This window comes from Nonomuraea sp. B10E15, from assembly GCF_039871615.1.
GTDB lineage: Bacteria > Actinomycetota > Actinomycetes > Streptosporangiales > Streptosporangiaceae > Nonomuraea.
This window is the reverse complement of record NZ_JBDPMB010000003.1, coordinates 387,826-403,343: the sequence shown is the minus strand read 5'-3', so window position 1 is coordinate 403,343 and position 15,518 is coordinate 387,826. Positions and strand designations below refer to the sequence as shown.

Below are 15,518 nucleotides of genomic sequence, written 5' to 3'. Positions count from 1 at the left end.
CGGCACAGCGCTCACCTCGGCGGGACACCGCGGTCCACGTACGCGGCGAGCGCCCGCACGCGCTCGCCGTGCTGGTCGTGCCCGACGATCACCGGCGGCTCGTTGTACGGCATCGCGTCGGACGAGCGCCGCAACTTGATGTACTGGCCGCAGGCGTCGATCGCGTACGGCTCCATGTCGTCCTGCAGCGCCCCGATCACCGTGATGCCGTACGTCTCCCCGATCCTCCTGAACAGCGCCACCGCCTCCCTGCGGTGCTCCTTGCCCAGGTTGCGCCCCAGCTCGTCGAGCACCAGGCACAGATGCCCGCCTCCGGACGAGGCGATGGCCGCCGCGCACACCAGCTTGACCGCCTTCTCGTCCATGAGCGCGGTGTTGGCCCGCCGGTTGTAGGGCACGAACCCCTGCCCCTCGCCGCGCCGCCACTTCGGCGTGACTCGCCACTGCCAGCGTTGCTCGGGATCGGCGGGCGCGGGCGGCACCGGGAACTCGAGCGTCGCGCCGTAGCCGCCGTACGAGGTGTCGAGCTTCTCGAACTCCTCGGCCACCCGCGTCAGCCGCGCCCTGATCGCGGCCGTCAGCGCGGCCCGGTGCACGGCCGTGGACTGCGCCGCCTCCTCGGCCCCCCTGGCCGCCGCCGCCAGGTCGCGCTGCCTGGAGACCAGCTGGGCCTCGATCTGCCGGCGCTGGTGGCGTTCGTACTCCTCCTGACCTCGAAGGTAGGAGGCCAGCGACCCGCACACCGCCGCGAACGTCGCCTGCTCCCGCGCCGTGCTCCCGCCCCGCTCCTCCAGCAGGAACCGCAGCTCTTCGGGGACCTCCGCGTCGTCCTCGGGGAAGGTGTCGCGCAACGCCTGGTCGAGGTGGCGTTCGGCGATCCGCCACCACTCCTCGGTCGTACGGGGCCGCTCCTCCTCCGGCAGCGCCGCCAGCCATTCGCGGGCCGTCTCGACCGTGCCGCCCCAGTCGGCGGCCAGCGCGTCGAGCTTGAGCGACTCGCGTTCGGCGGTGACCTTCGCCGCCTGGTCACGGGCCTGCGCCCGCTCGGCCTCGTGCCGCTGCCGCCGCCCCTCGAGGCGTTCGATCTCCATGTCCCGGGTGCGGGCGCGGAAGTCCAGCGCCCCCGCCTGGCGTTCGGCCTCGGCGACCTTCGGCGCGAGCTCCTCGATGGCGGAATTGAGCTCGCCGAGCCCGGCCCGGCGCTCGGCCAGCTTCGCCTCCAGCTCGTCCAGGCGCACGCCCGCCCTGGCCCCCTCCAGACGGCGTTGCGCCTCGGCGACGGACTCCTCCCCGTCGCGCACGGCCTGCGCGGCCGTCTCCTGGACGTCCTTCGCCCGGTTGAGCCGCTGCTCGGCGGCCTTGATGCGGGCCTCACGCCCCGTCGCCACCCCGTCGAACGCGCCGACGACGCTCACCCCCGCGGCACTCACCAGCACCGAACCCGGCAGCTCCGCCAGGGCCGCGGCGGCGGCGTCGAGCTGCGCCGCGTCCACGATCACCGCATGCTCGTTCGGCCACCCCCGCAGCTCGCCCAGCGGGACCGCCCCCGGCCGCCCGTCCTGCTGCCCGCCGGCCTTGCCATAACGCGCCTTGAGCGCGGCGCCCAGGTCTCCGGCGTCGTCCGGCGCCTTCTGCCGTGCGGACTCCTGGGCGGGCTCCTGGGCGGGCTTCTGGGCGGGCTTCTGGGCGGGCTCCTGGGCGGGGCTCGCGGAGTCGCGGGCCTGTTCGGCCACGTCGAGGGCGTCGAGGAGGCCCGTCGCGCCGATCCCCGCCGCCGTCAGCGCGTCGAGCTGGGCCGCAGCCGGTCCGCCCTCGGCATCGTCGAGCGCCGCCTGAGCGGACGACACCTCCTGGTCGGCCACCCCGAGCGCCTTGAGCGCCTCGTTCAGCCGCAGCCGCGCCTCCCGCAGCTCCCGCTCGGCCGCGGGCACGTCACGCCCGTCCGCGAACCTGCGGCTCTCCTCCAGCGCCGGGATCAGCCCGCGCAGCTCGTCGGCGGAGTTCTCCGCCACCGCGCGGTCGGCGTCCAGCTTCGCGGCCCGCGCCTGCATCGCCGCCAGCTCCTTGCGCGCCTGGGAGACCTGCCGGTCGAGGGTGTCCTCCCGCAGGGTCGTGATCTCCGCCTTGACCATGGCGATCGACCCGGCCGCGGCCTCCTCCGCCGCGACGTGCCGCTGGAGGCCGGCGGCCAGGACGTCGTCCTTGCCCGCGGCGTCGGCCAGCTTGCGCGCCAGCCTGCCCCGCCAGCACCGCAACGCGCCCGCCAGCCGCACCCTGGCCTGGTCGCGCCGGTCGAACGTGGTCAGCAACGCCTTCGACTCCGACTCGAACTCGGCCAGCCGATCGGCGGCCCGCGCCGCGCGCACCCGCCTGGCGTGCTCGTCGCGCCGGGCCTCCCGCTCCTGCTCCAGCTCGGCGTCCAGGCCGGTGAGCGCGGCGATGGCTTCGAAGACACGCTCGGGGGAGATCTCGTTGAGCGGCTGGGAGAGCAGGTTGGTGGCGACCTTGCTGCGCACGGACGTGGACAGGAACGACACGCACCTGACCCGGTCGCCGTAGAGCACCTTGGTCAGGTCGCGGGCCACGACGTCGCGCCGCCCGGCCGACTTCGGCAGCGACGCCCAGATCTCGTCGGCGCGAGCCACCCGCTCGGCCTCCGACGGGGACGCCGCCAGGTGCACACCCTCCCGCCACCTGATCTCCAGGTGGGGCGCCTCCTGGTTGACCTTGAGCCACACGGTGAGCGCCCCGCCCGAGGTGTCGGGCACCTCGAACAACTCCGCGCCCGCTCCGGGATCCCCGAGAACGAACGCCGCCTCCCCTCCGGAGGCGGAGCTGCCGGACCCGGCGTCCGCGGTCACGGAGAGGTCGGACACCGGGCCTTCTGATGCGGCACGGCGGGGGACCGGGCCGCCGGATGCGGCGTCGTCCGGAGCGCCGGACGCCGCCCCGGTCTCCGGGGCGTGGGCCGTCGGAGCGGCGCCGTGGTCCGCCGGTGCGAAGCCGTCCATGCCGGGCGGCCCGAACACGCCCACGATGTAGCCGTGGTCGGCGCTCGCCCACTGGCGGGACCCGGCGCCGCTGGCCAGCTCGGCGTTGAACAGCAACTCGGACACCGCCTTCGCGCCCGACGCGAATCGCCACTGCTCATCACCGAGCAGCGCCGTGATCGAGGCGATGAACGATGACTTGCCGGCGCCGTTGGAGTCTTTGGGCCCGGCGCCGGCCACGACGATGAGCGTGCCGGGCACGGTGGGCACCGGATGGGTCGAGAGCCGCGAGATGTTGACCGCTTGCACGGCGATCAGCACGCGGTCTCCGACGACGTTCTCCACCTGCGACACTCGTACCCCCGTTACCCTTGCATCCGTCATCTTCACCGCGCTGACCTGCGCGCGCGTACGGCCGCCGCGAGCGGGGTGCTCGGCCCCGCGGCCAGGATCAGCTCCTCCTGCAGGCGGCGCCGAGCAGCCGGGGTGAGCCGGTGGAACTGCGGCCCCGGCACGTAGCCGCCCGCCTCCTCACCGGCCTTCACCTGGCCCAGCAGCCCTGCCTGCCGCAGCGCCCGCAACGCCGCCTCCAGCTCGCCGATCGGCAGCTGGGTGTGGCGGCGCAGTTCGTCGGCCGGCGTGGGGTGCGGTGACAGCCAGCTGTCCTCGGGCAGCAGCCCCTCGGCCCTCGGGATCGCCACGGAGTGCACCAGGACGAGCGTCAGCACGGCCCGCTCGCTCACCCCGAGCCGCGCCCCCGCCTCGGCGAGGTGCGCGTCTCCCCGGGCGTGCGCGCCCTCGCCATGGTCCGCCGGCTCGGCCTGGGCGGGCACCTCGACGGCTCCGGCACCACCGACGCCGATTTCGATGCCCGGGGTGGGCACGGTGGACACGGTGGACACGGTGAGGGCGGCGGCGCAGGCGTCGTCGTAGCCGGAGATCCAGCGTTCGCGGTGCTGGACGAGTGTACGGCCGCGCCGGGCCAGCATCTCGCCCAGCGTGTGCCGCAGCGCCGGGTCGCGCAGGGCGGCGAAGCGAGCCTCCTGCACCGGCTCTGCCGCGTGCTCCACCACCATGAACGCCGCCACCAGCTCCGCCCGACGCCGCTCGTCGTAGCCGCTCAGCAGGTCGTCGAACTCCGCCGCGCCTGCCTCGACCCGGCCCCCTGGCTCCGCCGCTGGCTCCGGCGCGCTTTCCGAGGCGGCGGCCACGATGTCGGCATCGCCCACCACGGTCAGCTCGGGGCGCTCGGGCTCGGGCAGCCGCCGGACCAGCTCCTGCAGCTGGGCATGGGACTCGACCGGCCAGAGAGCGCAGCGCGGGCCCGGGCAGACGACGCCGTCGTCCATGACGATCCAGGCCGAGTCGTGCAGGCGGCGCAGCGCGCCGACCGCCCAGTTGCGCATCAGGTCGTCGGTGCGGCCGATCAGCGCGCGGTAGGTGTCGAGCACCAGCTCCACCGGCGCGGGACGGCCCGGCCACGGGTCGGCGGACAGGTCGGTCCAGCAACATTTGAGCACGGCGGCGAGCACCCGCCGGGTCTCGCCGGAGCGCTCCACTGGCAGGGGAGCGACCTGGTGCTCGTCCAGCAGGGAGGGCGTCACCCCGTCGGGCCACACCGGCAGCGCCTGCCCGGTGGAGTCGGGGCGCGTCAGCCGCGCCATCCCCGGTGGCGGGACGGCCCCTGCCCTCAGCCGCAGCGGCCCGGTGGATCGTGCCCGCACGTGCGCCATCGCCGCGTCTTCGGTCATCGGGCGCGCTCCAGATAGCCGTGGGACAACCAGGCGGGCTCGCGCTCCGGGGCGATCGTGAGCCCGTCGGCCCACGTCAGCCGGTAGGGCAGCTCGGGCCGCAGGTCGAGCGTCGTCAGGTCGGCGAGCACGCGGCGCGCCGACGGCCAGTCGGAGCCGAGCACGTCGGCCAGCGCCACCCGGGAGGCGTCGCCCAGCAGCGACTCGGCGACCTGCGTCAGCCGCTCCGTGGCCGCGTCGGGCGAGGTGTCGAGCGCGTCGCCGGGCCCCGGATCGGGCAGGTTGGAACGCGGGGGAGTGGGCTGGGCGGGCGCGGGCCGCGGCGCCTCGTCGACGGCGCGGGCGATGGCGGCGGGATCGTGCCAGGGCGCGGGCGCGTCGAAGACGACCCCGTCGAGCACCGCCGCCAGCTGCTCCCTGGAGGCGGTCTGCGCGAACGTGCGCCACGTCTCGGTCGGCAGCAGCGTCAGGTTGCGCGTGGTGCCCGCGGAGTCGGCCAGCCGCCCGGCGGCCCGGCGCGAGGCGTCGCTGTAGGCGTAGATCGCCGCGCGCAGGTCGGTGCAGACCCGGTCGAGCTGCGGCCAGCGGGTCAGGATCGTGCCGTGCAGCCCCTGCGCGCGCCGCGCGATCTCCTCGGTGCCCCACAGCTTGGGCGCCTGCTCGCGCAGCTCCTCGATGGTGCCCATGGTGAGAGTGATCAGCTCCAGCGCCCACAGCCGGAACGCCCGCGTCAGGTTGACCGCGCTCTGCTCCGCCTCCTCCATCGTGGTGCGCGGGTCGGCGACGTTGAGGTCTTCGAGCGCGAGCAGCCGGTGCATCTCCGACTGGCCGCCGTCGTCCATCATCCGCCGGATGAACATCAGCCCGACCACGCTGGTGAACGACGCGCGGTAACGCAGCTGGTTGGGCTTGGGGAACACCTCGCGGATCGCCCCGAGCCCCTTGAGCACCCGCAGCCGGTTGTCGAACTGGTCGGTGGGGTGGGCCCGGCAGGCGAAGCGCATTTGCTCGTGCGTCAGCCACTCCTCGCCCGCCTCGGCGAACGCGGCGAACAACGTCTCGGCGATGTCGACCAGGGCCGGATCGTCGACCACCGCCCCGCTGTCGCGGGCCAGCGCGGCGAACATGCGGCGGTAGGTCGACAGGACCGCCTCGTCGGTGAGGACGGCGTCGAGGGTCAGAGGCTGTTCTGGCACGGGGACTAAGGTACGGCTTCGCACCGACACTCTCCGCCGTCTCCTGGCGAACCCATGCCCCTACCAGCGAGTACATACGCGCAAGCGACGGCTGAGCGCTAAGGTGATGCCCGGTAAGGCGGGGGCAAAAGCTCTGTAACTGTGCATACGGGGAGTTAGCGGTGCGGACGCGCATGCTCCGAGGTGATCGGGGCACGGCGGTGATCGCCTCCGTGGTGGCCGCGTGCCCGGTCGCGGCGCCCGAAGGCGACGGTCCCCTCGGGAGACTCTGATGGCCACACCGCGCGGCGGGTTCCCGGCCGCGCAGCTCTACGAGTGCACCGGCTGAGAAGGGGACTCAGTTGACCCAGTACAACCACCAGGACCAGTTCGAGCAGACGGTGCAGCCGTACCAGCAGCCGCCGCAGCAACCGGCCCAGCTGGCCGGCCAGTTCGCCCAGCGCTTCCAACTGCTCGCCGCCAACATCGAGCGCATCATCCGCGGCAAGCACGAGGCCATCGAGCTGGCCCTGATCTGCCTGTTCTCCGAGGGGCACCTGCTCGTCGAGGACGTGCCGGGCACCGGCAAGACCACGCTCGCCCGGTGCGTCGCCGCCAGCGTGGACGCCGAGTGGCGGCGCATCCAGTTCACCCCCGACCTGCTGCCGAGCGACATCACCGGTGTGTCGATCTACAACCAGGCGCACCAGAAGTTCGAGTTCCACCACGGGCCCGTCTTCGCGAACATCGTGCTCGCCGACGAGATCAACCGGGCCTCGCCGAAGACCCAGGCCGCGCTGCTGGAGGTCATGGAGGAGCGCAGGGTCACGGTGGACGCCGAACCGCATCCGGTGCCCCGTCCGTTCCTGGTGGTGGCCACGCAGAACCCCGTCGACATGGACGGCACGTACCCGCTGCCCGAGGCCCAGCTCGACCGGTTCCTGATGAAGATCTCCGTCGGCTACCCCGACCACGTCTCCGAGGTCGAGGTGCTCAAGGGCATGCCGACCGGGCCGCAGGTCGAGCGGCTGCCCGTGGTGGCGCGGGCGTCGGACGTGTCCGGGATGATCGACTTCGCCTCGCACATCCACGTGGCCGACCCCGTCTACGACTACATCGTGGCGGTGTGCGCCGCCACCCGGACCAGCCCGCACCTGCGGCTCGGCGCCAGCCCTCGGGGCAGCCTCGCGCTGCTGCGCGCGGCCAGGGTCAAGGCCGCCGCCGCCGGACGCCACTACGTCGTCCCCGAGGACGTCAAAGCGCTGGCCGTACCGGTGCTCGCGCACCGCCTGATCCTCACGCCCGAGGCGGAGCTGCGCGAGGTCACCGCCGCGGCGGCGCTCGGCGAGATCCTCGCCGGGATGCCGGTGCCGCAGGCGGCGTAGGGCCCCGCCCGCGCCTCCCGCGCCGCCGGGCCGCCTGCGTTCGGTACGCACCCGGCGACGTCATCGACGCCGCCACCGCGGCCTGGCAGCGCAGCGACGCCATCCGCGGAGCCGTCCGCGCCGGCACCCCGCTCACCACCCGCCTGCGCGACCGCCCCCTCCTGCGCTGACCCCCTCCTGACCCCCGGTACAGCGCCACCGTGAAAGCAGAACGGCGTGTCGGGTGATATCAGGTGACGACTGACACACCGGAAGGGTGCACATGACGGGGGAGACGATCGTGAAGCCGGTGCCCTGGGCGGCCGCACATCCACCAGGCGTGCTGGACGGCACCGAGGCGTTCGCGGCGGTGTTCGACGCCCACTTCGCGGAGATCCACACCTACGTCGCGCAGCGGCTCGGCGCCGACCACGCGGACGACATCGTCGCCGAGACGTTCCTCACCGCGTTCCGCAAACGCGATCGTTACGATCCGTCGAGAGCGGGCGTGCGCGCCTGGCTGTACGGCATCGCCACCAACCTCATCGGCAAGCACCGCCGCCTCGAGGCCCGCACCCTGCGCGCCCTCGGCCGCTGCGGCCCCGACATGGACACGCCCGGGCACGAGGACTCGGTGGCCGTCCGGGTCAGTGCCCAGAGCCTGCGGCCTGAGCTCGCCGCCGCCCTGGCCGAGCTCGACCGGCGCGACCGTGACGTGCTGCTGCTGGTCGCGCTCGCCGGGCTGAGCCACGACGAGATCGCCTCCGCGCTCGGCATTCCGTACGGCACCGTCGGCTCCCGCCTGAACCGGGCGAGGAAGAAGCTGCGGGCGCTGCTCGGGGAGGTGCGCGTCCATGGATGAGCTGGCACGCGTGCGCGACCTGTACGGTGAGCCGCGCCCGGGGCCGCACGACCAGGCCAGGGTGTGGCGGCGGGTGCAGGCGGGGCGGCGGCGCAGCCGGCTGCCATGGCTGGCGGTCCCCGCCGTCGCGACGGCCCTCGCGCTCGCCTTCGTCATACCTGGGCTTCCGGAACGCCACATCGACGGCCGCTCGGTCCTGTTGTCGGCGGCCACCACGGCGGCGGCCACCGGGTCGGAAGGCACCTACTGGCACGTCAGCAAGCTGCACGGCGGCACCAGGGTGACCGAGCTCTGGGTGACCAGGCAGGGCCGGGCGTGGATCGCCGAGCAGGGCGAGATCACCCGCGTCACCGGCCGGTCGCCGTTCAGCATGGCCGGGCGCGACCTGACGTACCAGCAGATCCAGGCCCTGCCGTCCGACGCCGCGGCGCTGCGCGCGCGCGTCGCCGCGATCCTGCCCGCCGGTTCGGAGGGGCTGCTGGCCGACGCGCTCAGCGGCCTGCTGTGGACCAAGCCGTCCACGCCGGGGGTGCGCGCGGCCGCCTACCGGGCGCTCGCCGACCTGCCCGAGGTCCGCTACCTGGGCGCACGGCAGGACGCGCGGGGGCGCGCCGGCGAGGCGTTCTCGTTCGACCTGCCCTCCGGCGTCGAGCGGACCCTGATCATCGACCCGGTCACCTCGCAGGTGCTGTCCTGCGAGGACGGCGGCCACGGCGGGCGCTCCGAGATCGTGCTCGGCGCGGGCTGGACCGACCGCGGACCGGACCTCCCCTAGCCTTCCCCGCCCGCATCCATCGGCGCGGCGCGCGGGTCTCGCGCGCCCTCTCACAGGAGCCACGACGTGTTCCGGCGTGCCCGCACCACGTCAGGCAGGGCCATCTGCCTGAGCGACCAGTTTCCCGTGATCAAGGTGGAGGAGGTGATGCGCGGGCTGGTCAGGTTCGCCGGGCAGCCGGCCGTCGAGCTCGGCACGGACGTCGACTGGGCCGCGAACCCGCACGGCAACCGCTCGTGGGCGCTGAACCTGCACACGCTGCGCTGGCTGGGCCGCCTGGTCGCCGAGTACGAGCGGACGGGGGAGCCCGCCTACCTCGACCGCGCCCGCACCCTGGTCGGCCACTGGGCCGGCGCGAACCCGCGCGGCGGCCAGGGCGTCAGCCCGTGGGCGTGGGCCGAGCACGCGGTCGCGCTGCGCGCGCCCGTGCTCGTGTGCCTCAGCGAGCACGTGCGCGCCCGCTGGTTGTGGGACTCCCTGGCCGCGCACGGTGAACTCCTGGCCGACCCGGCGCTCTACCGCGAGGGCCACAACCACGGCCTGGACCAGGACATCGCGCTGCTGGCCGTCGGCTGCCGGCTCGGGCGGACCCGGTGGCGGGACCTCGCCGTGCGCAGGATGACCGCCTCGGCCGAGCTGGCCATCGACGCGCAGGGCGTGCTGCACGAGCAGGCCCCCCGCTACGGCCTGTACGTGCACCGCAGGCTCGGCGTGGCCCTGCGGGCGATCCGCGAGAGCGGCGCGGAACCGCCCGCGCGGCTGGTCGCCAGGCGGGCGGCGCTGGAGGCGTACGTCGCGCACGCCACCCAGCCCGACGGCCGCCTCGTCCCGATCGGCGACGGGCCCGCCGACGTGCGCGCGGTCGGCTTCCCCTGCGAAGGGCCGGTGGTGCGGGTGTTCGACGGCGGTTACGTCTTCGGCAGGACCGCGTGGGACGACGCCGCCTCCGCCCACTACTCGATCAGGTTCGGTCCCGGGCGGCGGCTGCACGGGCACGAGGACCATCTGGGGGTCACCTACAACGCCCACGGCAGGCGGATCCTGGTGGAGGCCGGCTTCCACTCCTACGAGCACACCGGGTACGCGCAGTGGACCCGCTCGCCGGAGGCGCACAACGTGCCGGTCGTCTCCGGGACCTTCCGCCCCGGCACCGCCACGCGCCTGGTGAGCTCCGCGATCGGGCCGTCGCGCCAGTCCTTCGAGCTGGCCGACGACGCCTACGGGGTGCCCAGGACCCGGCGTGTCCTCGTCTGCCACAACCCGGATCTGATGGCCGTGCACGACTCCGTGCCTTCGGGCGCCCTGCGCAGTCTGTGGCACTTCGACCCCTCCCTCAGACTCGTGTCCCGGCGCGAGGGGACGATCGTGCTCGGTGACGGGGACTTCCACGTGACGCTGCTGCAGTTCCCCGGCGCCGGCCAGGCGGTGCGCCCGGGCCTGATCTCGCCCGGTTACCTGCGCACGTCGGAGGTCGTCACCGTGCTGTCTCCCGAGACCGCCCGCGTGCTGACCGTGATCGTGCCCGGCGTCGCCGAGCCCTCGCTGTCGCGCTCCGACGGCTCGCTGACCGTGCGCACGCCCGGCGGCCCCGTCACCCTCCAGCCGCCGTACAGCCAGTGTGGCTGATCCTCGACCAGCCGAGCTGCGCTCCTCCTCCACATGCCGCGCGACCGGGCCTGGACCTCAAGCCCTTCTCCGGCACCGTAGTCGGGAGAAGGACGAGCTCAGGACGGATCAAGGACGGCCGCCTCCAGATTCCTCACCAGTTCGCGCGGCGTGCATGTTGGGGGCACAGGTGAGAAAAGGGATCAGACAAGGCACCGCCGTGGTCGCCATGACCGCGGCAGGCATGACCGGCTGGCTGGGTGTGCCGAGCGTGGCGCATCAGGCCGGCCAGGCCACCCTGGCCAAGGGACGCCACACGGTGTCCGCCAGGGAACTGGCCCGAGCCTTCCAGACCGGCTTCGGCATGCGCCACATCTCCCGCGCCTGACGCGCCTCGATCCACCGGCGTCACGGTTTCCTCCACCTGGTGGTGCGGCCGCTGCGCCCTCGGCCGACGTACGGCAGCACCGCGCTCTGAAGTACGCGGGCCGTCATCGCTCGTGTGATCGCAAACGTGACAAGCCGCCGCCCCAGGTAGGAGCGGCGGCCTACGCCGGTTCGCCGGACTGCTGACGACTGGTCTTCGCCTCAAGGACAAGGGCTCAGGTGAACAGATCCTGAAGGGTCTGCGTGGTGGCCGCGCGTTCGAGCCAGGCCTCGAGCTGGGCCAGGTCGGTGCAGGAGATGATCCGGGCGCGGGCGTCTTCCGGTACGTCGAAACCACGGGCTTCCAGTACGAGCAACACTGACGTGGCGGCTTGCTCCGCCCTGCCTTCCGCCCTGCCTTTGATGCGACCTTCTGCGAGGCCGCGGCCGGAGTGCTCGCGGGCGAAGGGGCTGTAGACGGGCCAGTCGGTGGACGTCATGACCTCCTCCATGAGGTGTCGGATATCGGGCGCGACTATGCTGTTGGCGTATGGCACCCCATTGGGGTTAGAGTGGGGGTATGCCTAAGATCAATGTGTACCTCCCTGACGATCTCGCCGAGGCCGTCAAGCAGGCCGGCGTCCCGGTGTCGGCGATCTGCCAGCGCGCCCTGGAGCAGGCGGTGCGCCGGGTGACCGCCATCAGGGAGATGGCCCTGGTCCCCCAGGACCTCGACGAGCCGACCGGAGCGCTGGCCCACCTCACTCCCAGGACTCGTGTCGTGGCGGTCAAGCTGGCCCAGGAGGCGGCCAGAGCCGACGGGGCCACCAGCGTCGGCACCGAGCACCTGCTCGCCGGCATGCTGGCCGACGGCGCCAACCTGGCGCTGCATGTGCTTCGCGCCATGGAAATCGACCCAGAGCAGGTCGGGCGCGACCTGTCCCGCCACCGACCGGCCCGGCGGCCTGAGAGCGCCGCCACGGCCACGGACGGCGCCGCGCCGCTGGCGCTGAGCACGGAGGCCGCCAACGCCCTGGAGTTCACCGTCACTGAGGCCACCTCCCTCGGCCACAACTACGTCGGCTGTGAGCATCTTCTGCTCGGCCTCGTCACCGAGCCCGACGGGATCGCCGGCCAGGTCCTGCGCGGGCTGGGCGCCGAGCCCCGGCTCACCCGGCGCGCGGTGGTGGCTGCCCTCGCGGGATACGTCCACCTGCGCGCCCAGGCCCAGCAGGACGCCCCCGCGCCCCCGGCCGGGCAGGCGGCGGGCGAGTCCGCCGTGCAGGCGAGACTGGCGGCTGCGATCCGTCAGGAGCTCCAGCCGTTCGTCCAGCGCCTCGAACGACTGGAAGAGCGCCTCGGCACGGACGCCTGAGGACCACAAATGATCACCACCGGCCGGAAGCGTACGCTCGCCGCGCTGCGCGTCGCCATCGTCTCCGTGGTCGTGGTCGGCATCGTGATCGCGGCAACATGGTGAGCCGCCCTCCGGGATCCGGTGGCGACTCTCACAACTCTGCCGGGATGCCGATGGCCTCCACTCAGAGCAGATGAGAAGCGGGGCGTGCTCAGGTGAACAGGTCCTGAAGGGTTTGGGCGGTGGCCGCCCGAGTGAGCCAGGTTTCGAGCTGGGCCAGGTCGGTGCAGGAGCGGATCCGGACGCGGGTGTCCTCTGAGATGTCGAGGCTGCGGGCTGTCGGCACACGGACATGGCAGCCAGGTCCAGGTGGCCGGCGGCTTGCTGGGGTCGGTGATGGCCGGGATGCCGTCCGGTCCCAGCGCCCGGGCCTGGAAGCGGAAGTGCGCTGATCTTGGCCGAGCAGCTTCTGGCGGGCATCGACCCGAAGTACGAGAGACGCCATGGGCTCGTGCTCGTTCGATATGTCTCCGCCTTGGCCCAGGCGAAGGAGGTCCCCGGGGCGGTGGCCGAGCTCACGGAAGCCGTAGGCATCACCGGGCAGCACATTTCGGTCCGGCTCACCGACGAGATCCGGCAAGCACGAGCCCGGCCGAATCCGTGGGCGGATACCACCCATGTCCGTCAGCTGGACGAGACCCTGCGCTCCCGCAGGCTCGTCCGGAGTTGCCCGGCCTGAACGGGATCGAGTTGCCGGTCAGAGCCAGTCGCGGCGTTTGAAGACGGTGTAGAGCACCAGGCAGACCGCCGCCATGAGCAGGATGGCGAACGGGTAGCCGAACGCCCAGTGGGTTTCGGGCATGACGTCGAAGTTCATCCCGTAAATGGTGCCGACCAGGGTGGGCGCGAAGAGGATGGCGGCCCAGGCGGAGATCTTCTTGACCTCCTCGCCCTGCCTGATGCTCGCCTCCGTCATCCTCGCCATCTCCTCGTTCTGCGCCTGCGTGACGAGCGTCGAGTTGACGATGAGGATGTTCTGCAACGTCTGCCGGAAGGACGAGATGCGCTCCGCCACCGTGATCGCGTGGTCGGCCACGTCACGCAGATAGCTCTCGAGCTCGCTGGTCACGCCGTATTTCGCCGCTCCCGCGATGAACCCGTGGATCATCCCGACCAGCGGCGCCGTGGCCCGCTGGAACTCGATCACCTCGCCTGACAGCTCGTAGACGCGGCGGGAGACCGAGGGGTCGCCGCCGAAGACCTGGACCTCGATCTCCTCGATGTCCTTCTGCAGCCCGGCCACCACCGGCGCGTAGCCGTCGACGATGGTGTCGAGGATGGCGTAGAGCACGGCCTGCGGGCCCTGCCGCAGCAGGTCGGGGTCGGACTCCATACGCCGGCGCACACCGTGCAGGTCGGGGGCCTCCGCGTGGCGTACGGTGATCACGAAGTTGGGGCCGACGAAGAAGTGCAGCTCCCCGAACGCGACCTCCTCCACGTCGTCGAGGTAGCGTGCGGCCCGCAGCACCACGAACAGCGTGTCGCCGTATCGGTCGGCCTTGGGCCGCTGGGAGCCGACGATGGCGTCCTCCAGCGCCAGCTCGTGCAGCTCGAACTCCTCGCCGAGCTTGACCAGCTCCCATTCCTTCGGCCGGTAGAGGCCGATCCAGGCCATGCTGCCCGGCTCCTGCTTGAGGCGTTCGAAGGCGTCGGCGAGCGAGCCCGGGTTGCCGACGCGCTCGCCGTCGCGGTAGATCGCGTTGTCGATGACGGTCGGCCGGTCGGGCGGCTCCTCCGAAGCGCGCGGGTCCATGGAGAGCTCGGGCGCCTCCTCGCGCGCGTCCGTGCCACGCCTGAAGCCTCTGACCCTGGCCATGCCCCTCCCAACGGCCTTCCCGACGGTTACGCGGGCCTGAACTCGTCGAGCTGCTGCACCGCCCGGTCCCTGATGGACTTGCGCCACATGGGCGTCCAGCCGAACAGCAGCCCGTGCGGCCTGCCCAGCGCCATCTTCGACCAGCGCCTGAAGTCGAACTCGTCGTGGTGGCGGACGATCAGGCCGTCCTCGAACCTGAACAGCGCGTCGATCTCGTTGACGACCTCGCGTCCCGTGCGCGAGAACGTGTAGCGGGCCGTCCAGTGCGCGGCGCCGCTGTGGTCGTCCGCCGTCACGTCACGATAGGCGGACTTCAGCCCGTCGCGGACGCCGAGCTGCAGCCGCCACATCCGCATGACCCTTTCGCGCCCCTCCACCTCCTGGAAGATGGGGTCGCCGAAACTGACCTCGGGGTGGTAGCAGCTCTCCATGGACGCGAAGTCCGCCCGCCCCAGAGCGTCGTAGAAGGCGCTGATGAGCGCCACGTGCCGATCGTTCACTTTCCCATCAGATCATGTCCGCGCCGTTGTCCCAGCACACGGCCCTGAGCCAGGCGTCGCCGAGGTCGAGCCGGGCGAGCGCGTCGAGCTGGTGCGCGTAGGAGTACGGGATGGTCGGGAAGTCGCTGCCGAGCACCACCTTCCCCGCGAGCCCGAGATCAAGCAGGGCGGGCCGCAGCCGGGCGGGGAACGGCATGCCGCGCTCGGCGAAGTCGGTGAACGCCATCGTGGTGTCCAGCGCGACCCGTTCGTAACGTCCGGCCAGCTCGAAGAACGGGTCGTACTCCGGCATCCCCAGGTGCGCGATCACCAGCCGGAGCCCGGGATGGCGGCGCAGCACCTGACCGATCGGCTCGGCGCCGACGTGACCTCCGGGGACGGGCACCGAGCTGGCGTGCGTCACCACCGGCACTCCGGCCTCCGCCAGCAGCCCCCACACCTCGTCCAGGTCCTCGCTCCGCGGGTCGAACCCGCCGACCTGCAGGTGCACCTTGAAGATCCGGGCGCCGTCCGTGAGCGCGCGGCGCACGTAGTCCCCGACTCCAGGCTCGGGGTAGAAGGTCGCCGACGGGAGACATTCCGGTGTACGGCGGGCGAAGTCGAGGGTCCAGCTGTTGAGATCGGCGGCCATGTCCGGTTTGTGGGCGTAGGCCAGGGCGGGGAACGTGCGCACACCCATCTCCCTCAGCCGCGCCAGCCGCTCCTCCGCCGGCCACTCGTACTCGATCTTCCAGCCGTCGCCCACCAGCGGGCCGCCGTGGCGGAAGTGGTGCCAGACCCGCCGCTGCATGCGGTCGGGCAGGAAGTGGACGTGCAGGTCGATCAGGCCGGGCAAACCGAGGCCCCGCCACCAGTCCGGCACCTCCGCGTCAGAATGTCGTTCCGTGGCCACGGAAA

At 72.6% G+C, this 15,518-nt stretch carries 15 protein-coding genes; 7 read left to right on the top strand and 8 right to left on the bottom strand.

Annotated elements, in window-relative coordinates; genetic code table 11:
- Window positions 1–11 precede the first annotated feature (11 nt).
- The 3 genes from ABGB14_RS14735 to ABGB14_RS14725 are packed head-to-tail and all read right to left on the bottom strand — an operon-like array spanning window position 12 to window position 5,937.
- On the bottom strand, window positions 12–3,335 hold the full coding sequence (locus ABGB14_RS14735; RefSeq protein WP_347644177.1) for a chromosome partitioning protein ParA: 3,324 nt from the start codon (window positions 3,333–3,335) through the stop codon (window positions 12–14).
- A gap of 41 nt (window positions 3,336–3,376) precedes the next feature.
- The gene (locus tag ABGB14_RS14730; RefSeq protein ID WP_347644176.1) at window positions 3,377–4,741 is read right to left on the bottom strand and encodes a hypothetical protein; all 1,365 of its coding nucleotides are present in this window, start codon (window positions 4,739–4,741) and stop codon (window positions 3,377–3,379) included.
- Window positions 4,738–5,937 (bottom strand): hypothetical protein, encoded by a 1,200-nt coding sequence (locus tag ABGB14_RS14725; RefSeq protein WP_347644175.1) that lies wholly within the window; start codon window positions 5,935–5,937, stop codon window positions 4,738–4,740. The genes ABGB14_RS14730 and ABGB14_RS14725 overlap by 4 nt, the downstream gene beginning before the upstream one ends.
- Before the next feature lie 341 nt (window positions 5,938–6,278).
- Between ABGB14_RS14725 and ABGB14_RS14720 the strand changes: the two genes are divergently transcribed.
- The 5 genes from ABGB14_RS14720 to ABGB14_RS14700 all read left to right on the top strand — a co-directional run bounded on the left by ABGB14_RS14720 (window position 6,279) and on the right by ABGB14_RS14700 (window position 10,910).
- Entirely contained in the window at window positions 6,279–7,301 is a 1,023-nt protein-coding gene (locus ABGB14_RS14720) for a MoxR family ATPase (RefSeq protein ID WP_347644174.1), read from the top strand.
- Window positions 7,302–7,563: 262 nt separating this feature from the next.
- Window positions 7,564–8,142, top strand: coding sequence for an RNA polymerase sigma factor (locus ABGB14_RS14715; protein ID WP_347644173.1), 579 nt, complete (start codon window positions 7,564–7,566; stop codon window positions 8,140–8,142).
- Window positions 8,135–8,917: a hypothetical protein gene (locus tag ABGB14_RS14710; protein ID WP_347644172.1), complete on the top strand. Its 783-nt coding sequence runs from the start codon at window positions 8,135–8,137 to the stop codon at window positions 8,915–8,917. The genes ABGB14_RS14715 and ABGB14_RS14710 overlap by 8 nt, the downstream gene beginning before the upstream one ends.
- A 66-nt stretch (window positions 8,918–8,983) precedes the next feature.
- A complete protein-coding gene (locus tag ABGB14_RS14705; RefSeq protein WP_347644171.1) occupies window positions 8,984–10,543 on the top strand; it encodes a heparinase II/III family protein in 1,560 nt (519 codons plus the stop codon).
- Between the two features lie 208 nt (window positions 10,544–10,751).
- A complete protein-coding gene (locus tag ABGB14_RS14700) occupies window positions 10,752–10,910 on the top strand; it encodes a hypothetical protein (RefSeq protein ID WP_347644170.1) in 159 nt (52 codons plus the stop codon).
- A 214-nt stretch (window positions 10,911–11,124) separates the two neighbouring features.
- On the opposite strand, the gene ABGB14_RS14695 is transcribed toward ABGB14_RS14700, so the two are convergent.
- Window positions 11,125–11,388 carry a hypothetical protein gene (locus ABGB14_RS14695; RefSeq protein ID WP_347644169.1) on the bottom strand — a complete coding sequence of 88 codons (264 nt, stop codon included), beginning with the start codon at window positions 11,386–11,388 and terminating at the stop codon, window positions 11,125–11,127.
- A gap of 80 nt (window positions 11,389–11,468) precedes the next feature.
- On the opposite strand from ABGB14_RS14695, the gene ABGB14_RS14690 reads away from it, so the two are divergent.
- The gene (locus ABGB14_RS14690) at window positions 11,469–12,263 is read left to right on the top strand and encodes a Clp protease N-terminal domain-containing protein (protein ID WP_347644168.1); all 795 of its coding nucleotides are present in this window, start codon (window positions 11,469–11,471) and stop codon (window positions 12,261–12,263) included.
- 193 nt (window positions 12,264–12,456) lie between these two features.
- Here the strand turns inward: ABGB14_RS14690 and ABGB14_RS14685 are convergent, their stop codons facing one another.
- Window positions 12,457–12,591 (bottom strand): hypothetical protein, encoded by a 135-nt coding sequence (locus ABGB14_RS14685; RefSeq protein WP_347644167.1) that lies wholly within the window; start codon window positions 12,589–12,591, stop codon window positions 12,457–12,459.
- A gap of 108 nt (window positions 12,592–12,699) precedes the next feature.
- Here ABGB14_RS14685 and ABGB14_RS14680 point away from each other — a divergent pair, with 108 nt between their 5' ends.
- Complete coding sequence (locus ABGB14_RS14680) at window positions 12,700–12,984, top strand: hypothetical protein (RefSeq protein WP_347644166.1); 285 nt, start codon at window positions 12,700–12,702, stop codon at window positions 12,982–12,984.
- Window positions 12,985–13,002: 18 nt separating this feature from the next.
- Here ABGB14_RS14680 and ABGB14_RS14675 read toward each other — a convergent pair whose 3' ends face one another.
- Genes ABGB14_RS14675 through ABGB14_RS14665 form a run of 3 tightly spaced genes read right to left on the bottom strand, consistent with a single transcriptional unit; the run spans window position 13,003 to window position 15,513 of the window.
- Complete coding sequence (locus tag ABGB14_RS14675; RefSeq protein ID WP_347644165.1) at window positions 13,003–14,121, bottom strand: magnesium and cobalt transport protein CorA; 1,119 nt, start codon at window positions 14,119–14,121, stop codon at window positions 13,003–13,005.
- Window positions 14,122–14,147: 26 nt separating this feature from the next.
- A complete protein-coding gene (locus tag ABGB14_RS14670) occupies window positions 14,148–14,621 on the bottom strand; it encodes a nuclear transport factor 2 family protein (RefSeq protein ID WP_347644164.1) in 474 nt (157 codons plus the stop codon).
- 7 nt (window positions 14,622–14,628) lie between these two features.
- Complete coding sequence (locus tag ABGB14_RS14665) at window positions 14,629–15,513, bottom strand: amidohydrolase family protein (RefSeq protein WP_347644163.1); 885 nt, start codon at window positions 15,511–15,513, stop codon at window positions 14,629–14,631.
- Between the last annotated feature and the right edge of the window lie 5 nt (window positions 15,514–15,518).

What these genes read in the sequence shown, in the direction of transcription:
- ABGB14_RS14715 (WP_347644173.1), top strand. Translation starts at nt 7,564, where the DNA reads ATGACGGGGGAGACGATCGTGAAGCCGGTGCCCTGGGCGGCCGCACAT.
- ABGB14_RS14695 (WP_347644169.1), bottom strand. Translation starts at nt 11,388, where the DNA reads ATGACGTCCACCGACTGGCCCGTCTACAGCCCCTTCGCCCGCGAGCAC.
- ABGB14_RS14710 (WP_347644172.1), top strand. Translation starts at nt 8,135, where the DNA reads ATGGATGAGCTGGCACGCGTGCGCGACCTGTACGGTGAGCCGCGCCCG.
- ABGB14_RS14730 (WP_347644176.1), bottom strand. Translation starts at nt 4,741, where the DNA reads ATGACCGAAGACGCGGCGATGGCGCACGTGCGGGCACGATCCACCGGG.
- ABGB14_RS14700 (WP_347644170.1), top strand. Translation starts at nt 10,752, where the DNA reads ATGACCGCGGCAGGCATGACCGGCTGGCTGGGTGTGCCGAGCGTGGCG.
- ABGB14_RS14675 (WP_347644165.1), bottom strand. Translation starts at nt 14,121, where the DNA reads ATGGCCAGGGTCAGAGGCTTCAGGCGTGGCACGGACGCGCGCGAGGAG.
- ABGB14_RS14690 (WP_347644168.1), top strand. Translation starts at nt 11,469, where the DNA reads ATGCCTAAGATCAATGTGTACCTCCCTGACGATCTCGCCGAGGCCGTC.